Raw genomic sequence first — 9,780 nt, forward strand, 5'->3', positions numbered from 1 at the left:
ATCGTTACTGTCAAAATTAAAGTTAACTAAAGGTTAATTAGCTACTTTCGCATTCATGGAAAAACCTAGCCCCATAGTTGGACACAGAGTGGACAAATCTGCCCTTATCAGTCTTGAGAAAGGAAAGATACCTCCTCAAGCAGTTGATTTAGAGGAAGTTGTATTGGGTGCTATGATGATTGACAAAAAAGGTGTCGATGAGGTCATCGATATTCTTCATCCTGACGTTTTCTATAAAGATTCCCATAAATATATTTACGAGGCCATCTTTAAACTCTTTGAATCTTCCGAACCGGTGGATTTATTAACGGTTTCTTCCCAGTTGAAGAAGGATGGTAAGTTGGAAGTGTCGGGAGGTGATTTTTACCTTATTAAACTTACCCAAAAAGTTGCTTCTTCGGCCCATATCGAGTTTCACGCAAGAATCATACTTCAAAAATATATCCAGAGGAGTTTGATAAAGATTTCCAACGATATTATTGAAGAAGCCTACAGCGATTCCACCGATGTTTTTGACCTCTTGGACAATGCAGAGGCAAAATTGTACGAAGTAACTCAAGGTAACTTAAAGCGCTCTGCGGAAACAGCACAGAATTTGGTGATTCAGGCCAAAAAGAGAATCGAGGAGATTTCGAACAAGGAAGGTCTCAGCGGGATTCCGTCAGGCTTTGATAAATTGGACAAACTTACCTCTGGATGGCAGCCCAGTGATTTGATCATTGTGGCGGCACGTCCGGGTATGGGTAAAACAGCTTTAACGCTGTCCATGGCTCGTAATATCGCCGTGAACTCAGAAATCCCAGTGGCGTTCTTCTCCTTGGAGATGTCATCGGTACAGTTGATTACCCGTTTGATCTCTTCCGAAACAGGTTTGTCATCGGAAAAATTGAGGACCGGTAAATTGGAAAAACACGAGTGGGAACAATTGAACGTAAAGGTGAAAACCTTGGAAAAAGCACCATTGTTCATTGATGATACTCCTTCGTTGTCCATTTTCGACCTTCGTGCGAAAGCTAGGCGATTGGCTTCACAACATAATATCAGATTGATCATCATCGATTACTTGCAGTTGATGACCGCTGGAGGAAGTCAAAAAGGAGGAAACCGTGAACAGGAAATTTCTACCATTTCACGTAACCTAAAGGCATTGGCCAAGGAACTTGATGTTCCAGTGATTGCACTTTCGCAGTTGTCCAGGGCAGTGGAAACACGTGGAGGTAGCAAACGCCCCATACTTTCGGATTTGAGGGAATCGGGAGCGATTGAACAGGATGCGGATATTGTATCGTTCATCTACCGCCCCGAATATTATAAAATTGACGAGTGGGACGATGAGGAGCGCACCCCTACCCAGGGTCAGGCAGAGTTTATTGTGGCCAAGCACCGTAACGGTGGTTTAGAAAATATTAGGTTAAAATTTGTGGGTGCTCTAGGTAAATTTGATAACTTGGATGACTTTGATTCTCCATTCGAATTCCAATCGAAGATGAATGCGGACGAAGATAATCCCTTTGCTACACCAAATCTTCCCAGTGCGGACGATGCATTTGGTAGCGCAATGAACAGTGATGATGACCTAGATGATAATGACGTACCCTTTTAAAAAATTTCTTTCCGAAGTGTCATTTCGAGCGAATGCGAGAAATCTCACCTTCATTTTTATTTTATTTTTTTTCTTTAAAGCTTCAGCCTCTGTTATCCTAATTCCTATGGATGATGAAGGACAAAAAAATCATTTAAAGGCATACGGAATCACCTATTGGGTATTGGAGAAACAGCAAAAGGTCCAATGGTTGCTCAACTATCGTGGCGGTTCTTTTTTGTTGCCCGATGGAGATGCCATCCGCAAGGAATGCCAGATTAGAGGAGTTTCTTTTGAAGTGTTATCCGATGGACAGGCTGCACAGATTCTGGATGATATAAGTAGTCCATCCCAAAATCAAGATGCCGTAATTCTTGAAAAAGCACCAAAGATTGCGGTGTATTCCCCAAAAGGAAACCAACCATGGGACGATGCAGTGACCATGGTGCTCACCTATGCGGAAATTCCTTATACCACAATTTACGATACAGAAGTTTTGGGCGATAAATTGGCGTTGTACGATTGGCTGCACCTACATCATGAGGATTTTACCGGACAGTACGGACGTTTTTATGGACATTACCGGGCTGCTCCATGGTATATTGAGGATAAGGCAAATGCTGAAGCATTGGCTCAAAGCCTCGGATATTCCAAAGTGTCCGATGAAAAATTGGCCGTGGCTCTTAAAATTAGAAATTATGTGATTGGAGGCGGTTTTATGTTCGCTATGTGTTCGGCCACTGATAGTTTTGATATTGCGCTGGCCGCTGAAGGCGTTGATATTTGCGAGCCTATGTTCGATGGGGACCCTTCGGATGCGAATTATCAATCTAAACTCGATTTTAGCAATACGTTTGCGTTTACCAATTTTACGTTGGAGCGAAATCCTATTCGATATGAGTTTTCATCCATCGATATGACCAACAAGAGGGCGAATGTGCCCAAGGAGTCGGATTATTTCTCTTTGATGGAATTCTCGGCGAAATGGGACCCTGTTCCAACCATGTTGACCCAGAACCATACCAGCTTGGTAAAAGGTTTTATGGGACAGACTACGGCCTATACCCGCAATGAGGTAAAACCAACGGTAATGGTCCTGGGTGAAAACAAAATCAATGGTGAGGCCAGATACATTCATGGTATCAAGGGAAAAGGATTTTTTACCTTTTACGGAGGCCACGATCCAGAGGATTACCAGCATAGGGTAGGGGACCCCAAAACAGAGTTGGAACTACATCCCACTTCGCCAGGATACCGATTGATTTTGAACAATGTATTGTTCCCTGCTGCCCGCAAAAAGAAGCAGAAGACCTAACTAAGGTGCTCTTTGAAGAAATCTACCGTTCTTTTCCACGCTAAATCTGCCGAGGCTTCATCAAAGCGGGGAGTAGTATTGTTGTGGAACCCATGGTTGACATCGGGATAAAAATGAACCTCATAATCTTTGTCGAGTTCTTTTAATTTGGCTTCATAATCCTCCCAACCCGCATTTACACGTTCATCCAATCCGGCATAATGAATCAATAGTGGAGCGTTGATATCTGCCACTTCATCATCTGAGGGCTGACTTCCGTAAAAAGGAACGGCTGCGGCCAAATCCGGGACTTTTACGGCCATCATATTGGAAATCCATCCTCCAAAACAAAATCCTACCACACCAATTTTACCATTGCAATCCTCGTGGTTTTTAAGATATTCATAGGCTGCAATAAAATCCTGAAGCATCTCGTCCCTATCTCGTTGTCGTTGTAGCGTTCTTCCTTCATCATCATTGCCTGGATAACCTCCAAGGGGGGTAAGGGCATCTGGAGCCAAAGAAATAAAACCTGCTTTCGCAGCTCTGCGTCCAACATCTTCGATGTAAGGATTAAGGCCACGATTTTCGTGCACCACGACAACTCCGCCCATTTTGCCTTTTGCATCTTTGGGTTTGGATAATAGTCCTTTTATTTCACCACCACCTTTTGGAGAATTATAGGTAATGAATTTGGAGTCCAGTTCCGGGTCGTTTGGTGATATGGTAAGGGTATCAACATAATTAGGCATAATAAAGCTCATTAAAGAAGCTATAGTAATACCGCCGACCGCATAAACGGAGAGTTTCTCCATAAACTCACGGCGGTCTATTTGGTTGTGGGCATATTTATCATAAAGGTCAAAGACCTCTTGCTTGATGTCGTCTTTTTTTAAAGGTGCCATATGGATAGTTTTAGTTAAAGTGCCTCTTAAGATACAAATTATCTGTTGGCACCTAGATTAAATAATTGAAAAGTAATGGCTTAGACTTTAAGTACAGTCATGGATTAATCTTCGACTGCCAAGGTATCGGCTTGAGGATTTTTTTGCCATACCTGACCGACCAAATGATTAACTATAAGCCATTCTCCATTTATATTTTTATAAACCCTTAAATGATGAATCTGTCGGTCGTCCATTGGCGAACCATCGGGCCAGTTTTGATTTTTACGAATATTTAAAGAGTGTACCGTGGCTATGGAATCGCTTAGAAATGTGATTTCGTTTTCTCCATAGTTGTTCTTCCCGGCCATTACAAAATCAAGGCCAAATATATCTTCCAGTAGTTCCCGAAGTTCTTCTTTGGTGCGGACCCGGTCGCCAAATGCATTGGTCCAGTCTGTACTATCGGCATAATGTTTTAAGGACTGTTCTATATCGTTATTTTCCCACCCTTTGTCCCAAGCCTCAATACTTTGGTTGATTGATGATCTTGCTTCATTGTAGTCCATTTTGGGAGCCTTCTTGGTTTCGCAGCTGGCGATAAGACATACAATTGCCAATGCTTTTAGTACATTTTTCATACGGTTGATTTTTTAAAAAAGTTAACGGGGAGAAGCAGGTAATGTAATTAACTGCTAATCATAAAGATATGTAAAAAATCGAATCGTTGGGCAAAAATGGTTAGAGAAGCTTTTCTAAAATCCGCTCTACGCCAAAATCATCATTGCTGTGGGTAGTATATTTGGCAATTTTCAGCACATTGGGGTGGGCGTTGGCCATAGCAAAACTATAATCGGAAAGCTCCAGCATTTCCAAATCGTTGTTGTAGTCCCCGAATACCATTATTTCATTGGGAGCTATCTGAAATTCATCCATTACTTTCTTCAATGCGTAGCCTTTGTGGGCGTTCAAATCGGAAATATCCACCCAATTGGCACCGGAGACTTTTACCTTTAATTCTCCCTCTAAATGTTTTACGTGTGGATAAATATGTTCCTCGGAGCTTTCAAAATGGTATATGGCTATTTTCAACACATCATCGACCACTTGTTTTTGATCCTCCACGATTTGAAATTCAGAATAGTATTCACGCAGCATATCCAAAAATTCATTGGAATCTCCGCCGACATAGGCGGTGTTTTGGGAACATAGAACGGGGTGGACATTTTCCAATGGGCGGACCGTGTCCAGAATACGATGTACTTCTGATATACTGATAGGAATGGAGAGCAATGTTTTCTCCTGTTTTCTGATGAGTGCTCCATTTTCCGCAATCACCAAAATCTCATTTTTTATGGAATCCAATTTGTCCACCATACTGTGGTATTGTCTACCGCTGGCGGCTACAAATGCTATGTTTTTCTTCTTGAGTTCGTGGTAAATTTCTAAAAATCGGGGGCTTACTTCGTGTTTGGAATTCAATAAGGTTCCATCCATATCGGAAACCACCATTTTTATCTGTGATAGGTCCATGCAAATTAATTAAGCTGCAAAGTTATTTGTTATTCACGGAACAGGACCTTTGTTTTGGTAAACTTTATATTAATTTGGGGTCAAAGAATGTTTTTGCATGAATTTTTATCAGAAAGAAATACAATTGCGGTCGTACTCCAGAGGGTTCCATTTGATTACAGATTCAATTATTGATGCTGTTCCAGAGCTGAAAAAAATAAACACTGGTTGTTTACAGGTATTTATTAAGCATACCTCGGCCAGCTTGACAATAAATGAAAACGCCGATCCAACGGTTAGAACGGATTTTGAAAGTCACATTAACGAAATGGTACCAGAAAATGCTCCGTATTATGTTCACAATTATGAAGGGCCAGATGATATGCCGGCCCATATCAAAGCATCTTTGATGGGAGCTTCGGTTCAGATTCCTATCACGCAAGGCAGATTGAACATGGGAATTTGGCAAGGGATATATTTATGTGAGCATAGAAATCATGCTTCGGGAAGAAAATTGGTTATTACGGCTTTTGGACAATAAATAAATTGTTGTCAGTTCGAGAGCGCAGTCGTGAACCTATTTAAAATAAAAGATCCCGCACAAGGCGGGATCTAAATAAGCGGGGTAAGTTTATATTAACTTTTTTACTTTACTTTCTCAACGATGGCCTTAAAGGCTTCAGGGTGGTTCATCGCCAAATCTGCAAGAACTTTTCTGTTCAATTCGATTCCACTGGCTTTCACCTTACCCATAAATTGAGAGTAAGACATTCCGTGCATTCTAGCCCCGGCATTGATACGGGTAATCCAAAGTGAACGGAAAGTACGCTTTTTGTTTCTTCTGTCGCGGTAAGCATAAAGCATTGCTTTCTCTACCGCATTTTTGGCTACTGTCCAAACGTTTTTACGTCTTCCGAAGTAACCTTTTGCTTGCTTCATCACTTTTTTTCTTCTAGCTCTTGAAGCAACTGAATTTACTGATCTTGGCATAATGTCATTTTTTTGTAGCAGGCGTCCCTATAATGAGTGCTTTTTTTGCCTGACTCCATGGTTAATAAATAATGTACCAGTTGAACAATTATTTTAAACGTAATTGTTCTTTGATGTTGTCCTCGTCCGCTTGGTGAACCAAGGTGGAGTGGGTCAACTTCAGCTTGCGCTTTTTGGATTTCTTAGTCAAAATGTGACTTTTAAAAGCGTGCTTTCTCTTGATTTTACCAGTTCCTGTAAGCTTAAAACGCTTTTTAGCACTGGATTTTGTTTTCATCTTAGGCATTTTCCTAGTATTTAACTCCGCTTATTATACCGAACTAAGTCCGGTTTTTATTTTTTACTTGTCTTGGGTGCGATGAACATGGTCATTCGCTTTCCTTCCAATTTTGGCATTTGTTCAACCTTACCAAGGTCTTCCAATTCTTGGGCCAATTTTAGAAGTAATATTTCACCTTGATCTTTGTAAACGATTGAACGTCCTTTAAAGAATACATAGGCTTTTAGTTTGGCACCATCCTTCAAGAATTTTTCGGCATGTCGCTTCTTAAATTCATAATCATGGTCATCAGTCTGTGGTCCAAACCTGATTTCCTTTACTACCACTTTGCTCGCTTTGGCCTTCATGGCCTTATCGCGTTTCTTTTGTTCGTAAAGGAACTTTTTATAATCTATCACCTTACAAACAGGAGGTTCGGCGTTTGGTGAAATCTCTACCAAATCCAATTCCTGTTCCGTGGCTATTTCCATTGCTTTGGAAATGGGGTAAACACCCATCTCAACATTGTCCCCGACAAGACGAACTTCTCGGGCCTTTATTTTTTCATTGATGTTGTGAGGGTTTTTGTTTTCCCTCCTAGGTTGGGGTCTAAATCTTCTTCTAATTGCTATGACGTAAACTTTTTAATTAAACTTAATTTTTTAGAACGACTTTAAGGTACTATTTATTTCAGTAGTTACCAAGTCTGAAAAAGCATCTACGTTTAAACTCCCTAAATCTTCACCGCCATGACGCCTTACAGATATGGTCGCAGACTCTTCTTCTTGCTCCCCGACTATGATCATAAAGGGGATTTTTTTCAGTTCTGCCTCCCGGATTTTCTTCCCTACCGTCTCGTTCCTCTTATCAATGAGCGCGCGAATTTCGTGATTTTCTAGTGAATTCAAAACTTTTTCCGCATATTTTTCATGTTTCTCACTGACGGGCAGTACGATAGCTTGTATCGGAATCAGCCATAATGGGAAGTTTCCTCCGGTGTGCTCCAGCAACAACGCTACAAACCGTTCCATGCTGCCAAAAGGCGCACGGTGAATCATAACGGGTCTGTGCATTTCATTGTCGCTTCCTTTATAGGTAAGGTCGAAACGTTTAGGTAGGTTATAATCAACCTGAATAGTTCCCAATTGCCAGTTTCTGCCAAGAGCATCTTTGATCATGAAGTCCAACTTCGGACCATAAAAAGCAGCTTCGCCACTTTCTATCACATAGTTCAATCCTTTTTCTTCCGCTGCATTGATAATGGCCTGTTCCGCTTTTTCCCAGTCGTCCGTATTACCGATATATTTGTCGGGATTTTCCAAATCCCTTACAGATACCTGGGCCGTAAAGTTGTCAAAACCTAAAGAGTTCAATACATATAAAGTAAGGTCAATCACATTTTTGAACTCATCGTTCAATTGTTCCGTAGTACAGAAAATATGTGCGTCATCCTGAGTAAAGCCTCTAACCCTGGTAAGTCCATGCAGTTCACCGCTCTGCTCATATCTATATACGGTACCGAACTCGGCATATCGTTTTGGCAAATCTTTATAACTGAAAGGATGGCTGTTGTATATTTCACAATGATGCGGACAGTTCATTGGCTTTAACAGGAACTCTTCATCCTCCTTAGGGGTACGGATGGGCTGGAAGCTGTCTTCACCATATTTGGCATAGTGGCCAGATGTAACATAAAGTTCCTTTTGGCCAATATGAGGAGTAACCACCATTTCGTAACCTGCTTTCTTCTGAGCTTTCTTTAAAAATTGTTCCAAACGTTCACGAAGAGCGGCGCCATTGGGTAGCCATAAAGGAAGGCCCTGACCAACCTTTTGCGAAAAGGTAAAAAGTTCCAGTTCCTTTCCAAGCTTCCTGTGATCCCTCTTTTTTGCTTCTTCTAAAAGTTGGAGGTATTCAGTAAGCTCCTTTTGCTTTGGAAAAGAGATGCCATATACTCGTGTTAATTGCGTATTTTTTTCATCACCCCTCCAATATGCACCGGCAACGCTCAATAATTTAATGGCCTTGATGATTCCTGTATTGGGAATGTGACCACCACGGCACAGGTCGGTAAAGGTACTGTGGTCACAAAAGGTAATGGTGCCGTCCTCAAGGTTTTCTATAAGTTCAACCTTATATTCGTTCCCTTGTTCCTTATAATAGGATAATGCCTCCTGTTTGGAAACACTCCTCATATGGTAGTCATGCTTTCCTCGGGCAATCTCCAAAGCTTTTTTCTCTATTGATGGAAAATCTTTTTCTGAGATGCCTTGCTCGCCAAAATCAACATCATAATAGAATCCGTTCTCAATGGCCGGACCTATAGTAAGCTTTATACCTGGATAAAGCTCTTCCAAAGCCTGCGCCACCACGTGTGAGGTAGAGTGCCAAAAAGCTTTTTTTCCCTCATCATCGTTCCATGTATAAAGGGTTAAGGAGCCATCCGTGGTCAATGGTGTGGTGGTTTCAACCGTGGTATCGTTGAACTTTGCGGAAATAACGTTTCTTGCAAGCCCTTCGCTTATACTTTGGGCAACGGAAAAAGGAGTAGTTCCCTTTTCAACTTCTTTTACAGCACCATCGGGCAGTGTGATCTTTATCATGCTATTTGAACTTCTATTTTTTATAATCGAAAGGACAAAGATAATACCTTGTATAGATGCTACAATACTTACTTTATATATAAGCTCCATTTTCCTGCCAAGAGTATGATGTATTCGAGCCTTTTTTGATATGTGTAAAGATTGAATGAAGGGTGCTTTTGTGTTCTTGATTTTTTTTGTATTTTTATCTGCTTTGCTTTCAGTTAGTTGGGAGAAATTCCGACAATAAGAAAAAAAACCTCTTGTTTATTGTAGAAAGGGTGTTACATTTGCAGCCCGAAAAACAACAAAGGATTTGTTTCTAGGGAAGTTCAAAAGCTCATTGACATACTGTTTTGATAAGTCTGAAAGGCTAGAAAAAAATATCAAAAAAAAAGCATTGTGTAATCAAAATATTCATTTTACATTTGCAGCCCGAAAAACACCAAGGTGTTTGAGGTAAAAGTTCATGTAAAAAGATTGTTTTTGAGGCCAAGAAAATGTTTCGAAATTTTTTTTCAAAAAAAGCTTGCCGGATTAAAAAACAGTTGTAAATTTGCAGCCGCTTAACCAACGAGGTTATGTGGAAATACTGAGAGGGGTTTGATTTTGATGAGAAAGAGACTCAGTTTTTTGAAACAAAGAAGTTCATATACATATTGTAACGACAGCGTAGA

General features: G+C 40.7%; 10 protein-coding genes. 3 read left to right on the forward strand and 7 right to left on the reverse strand.

Features of this window, described 5'->3' with window-relative positions; translation table 11 throughout:
* Positions 1-55: 55 nt before the first annotated feature.
* Positions 56-1,603, forward strand: coding sequence for a replicative DNA helicase (gene dnaB / locus K1F36_RS18455; protein WP_207033861.1), 1,548 nt, complete (start codon positions 56-58; stop codon positions 1,601-1,603).
* Positions 1,587-2,897 carry an asparagine synthetase B gene (locus tag K1F36_RS18460; protein WP_417944581.1) on the forward strand — a complete coding sequence of 437 codons (1,311 nt, stop codon included), beginning with the start codon at positions 1,587-1,589 and terminating at the stop codon, positions 2,895-2,897. Before dnaB ends, K1F36_RS18460 begins: the two co-directional genes overlap by 17 nt.
* Here the strand turns inward: K1F36_RS18460 and K1F36_RS18465 are convergent.
* From K1F36_RS18465 to K1F36_RS18475, 3 genes are all read right to left on the reverse strand, one after another.
* A complete protein-coding gene (locus K1F36_RS18465) occupies positions 2,894-3,781 on the reverse strand; it encodes a dienelactone hydrolase family protein (RefSeq protein WP_220115103.1) in 888 nt (295 codons plus the stop codon). The genes K1F36_RS18460 and K1F36_RS18465 overlap by 4 nt on opposite strands.
* 104 nt (positions 3,782-3,885) lie before the next feature.
* Positions 3,886-4,401 carry a YybH family protein gene (locus K1F36_RS18470; RefSeq protein ID WP_220115104.1) on the reverse strand — a complete coding sequence of 172 codons (516 nt, stop codon included), beginning with the start codon at positions 4,399-4,401 and terminating at the stop codon, positions 3,886-3,888.
* Between the two features lie 100 nt (positions 4,402-4,501).
* Positions 4,502-5,293, reverse strand: coding sequence for an HAD family hydrolase (locus K1F36_RS18475; protein WP_220115105.1), 792 nt, complete (start codon positions 5,291-5,293; stop codon positions 4,502-4,504).
* A 97-nt stretch (positions 5,294-5,390) separates the two neighbouring features.
* Here K1F36_RS18475 and K1F36_RS18480 point away from each other — a divergent pair, with 97 nt between their 5' ends.
* Positions 5,391-5,813 carry a secondary thiamine-phosphate synthase enzyme YjbQ gene (locus tag K1F36_RS18480; protein WP_220115106.1) on the forward strand — a complete coding sequence of 141 codons (423 nt, stop codon included), beginning with the start codon at positions 5,391-5,393 and terminating at the stop codon, positions 5,811-5,813.
* Between the two features lie 104 nt (positions 5,814-5,917).
* On the opposite strand, the gene rplT is transcribed toward K1F36_RS18480, so the two are convergent.
* The 4 genes from rplT to thrS form a co-directional block, all read right to left on the reverse strand.
* On the reverse strand, positions 5,918-6,262 hold the full coding sequence (gene rplT, locus K1F36_RS18485) for a 50S ribosomal protein L20 (protein ID WP_220115107.1): 345 nt from the start codon (positions 6,260-6,262) through the stop codon (positions 5,918-5,920).
* Between the two features lie 88 nt (positions 6,263-6,350).
* The gene (gene rpmI, locus K1F36_RS18490) at positions 6,351-6,548 is read right to left on the reverse strand and encodes a 50S ribosomal protein L35 (protein ID WP_108245191.1); all 198 of its coding nucleotides are present in this window, start codon (positions 6,546-6,548) and stop codon (positions 6,351-6,353) included.
* A gap of 47 nt (positions 6,549-6,595) precedes the next feature.
* The gene (gene infC / locus K1F36_RS18495; RefSeq protein WP_313790088.1) at positions 6,596-7,147 is read right to left on the reverse strand and encodes a translation initiation factor IF-3; all 552 of its coding nucleotides are present in this window, start codon (positions 7,145-7,147) and stop codon (positions 6,596-6,598) included.
* Between the two features lie 36 nt (positions 7,148-7,183).
* Positions 7,184-9,124, reverse strand: a complete 1,941-nt coding sequence (thrS, locus tag K1F36_RS18500) for a threonine--tRNA ligase (RefSeq protein ID WP_220115108.1) — start codon at positions 9,122-9,124, stop codon at positions 7,184-7,186.
* Positions 9,125-9,780: the final 656 nt, after the last annotated feature.

Origin of the sequence: Flagellimonas abyssi, assembly GCF_019457905.1 — a bacterium.
GTDB lineage: Bacteria > Bacteroidota > Bacteroidia > Flavobacteriales > Flavobacteriaceae > Flagellimonas > Flagellimonas abyssi.

Bases quoted from the DNA above. Each gene is read 5' to 3' on its own strand.
- K1F36_RS18470 (WP_220115104.1), bottom strand. From the start codon at position 4,401: ATGAAAAATGTACTAAAAGCATTGGCAATTGTATGTCTTATCGCCAGC.
- rplT (WP_220115107.1), bottom strand. From the start codon at position 6,262: ATGCCAAGATCAGTAAATTCAGTTGCTTCAAGAGCTAGAAGAAAAAAA.
- K1F36_RS18480 (WP_220115106.1), top strand. From the start codon at position 5,391: ATGAATTTTTATCAGAAAGAAATACAATTGCGGTCGTACTCCAGAGGG.
- rpmI (WP_108245191.1), bottom strand. From the start codon at position 6,548: ATGCCTAAGATGAAAACAAAATCCAGTGCTAAAAAGCGTTTTAAGCTT.
- K1F36_RS18460 (WP_417944581.1), top strand. From the start codon at position 1,587: ATGACGTACCCTTTTAAAAAATTTCTTTCCGAAGTGTCATTTCGAGCG.
- thrS (WP_220115108.1), bottom strand. From the start codon at position 9,124: ATGATAAAGATCACACTGCCCGATGGTGCTGTAAAAGAAGTTGAAAAG.
- dnaB (WP_207033861.1), top strand. From the start codon at position 56: ATGGAAAAACCTAGCCCCATAGTTGGACACAGAGTGGACAAATCTGCC.
- K1F36_RS18465 (WP_220115103.1), bottom strand. From the start codon at position 3,781: ATGGCACCTTTAAAAAAAGACGACATCAAGCAAGAGGTCTTTGACCTT.
- K1F36_RS18475 (WP_220115105.1), bottom strand. From the start codon at position 5,293: ATGGACCTATCACAGATAAAAATGGTGGTTTCCGATATGGATGGAACC.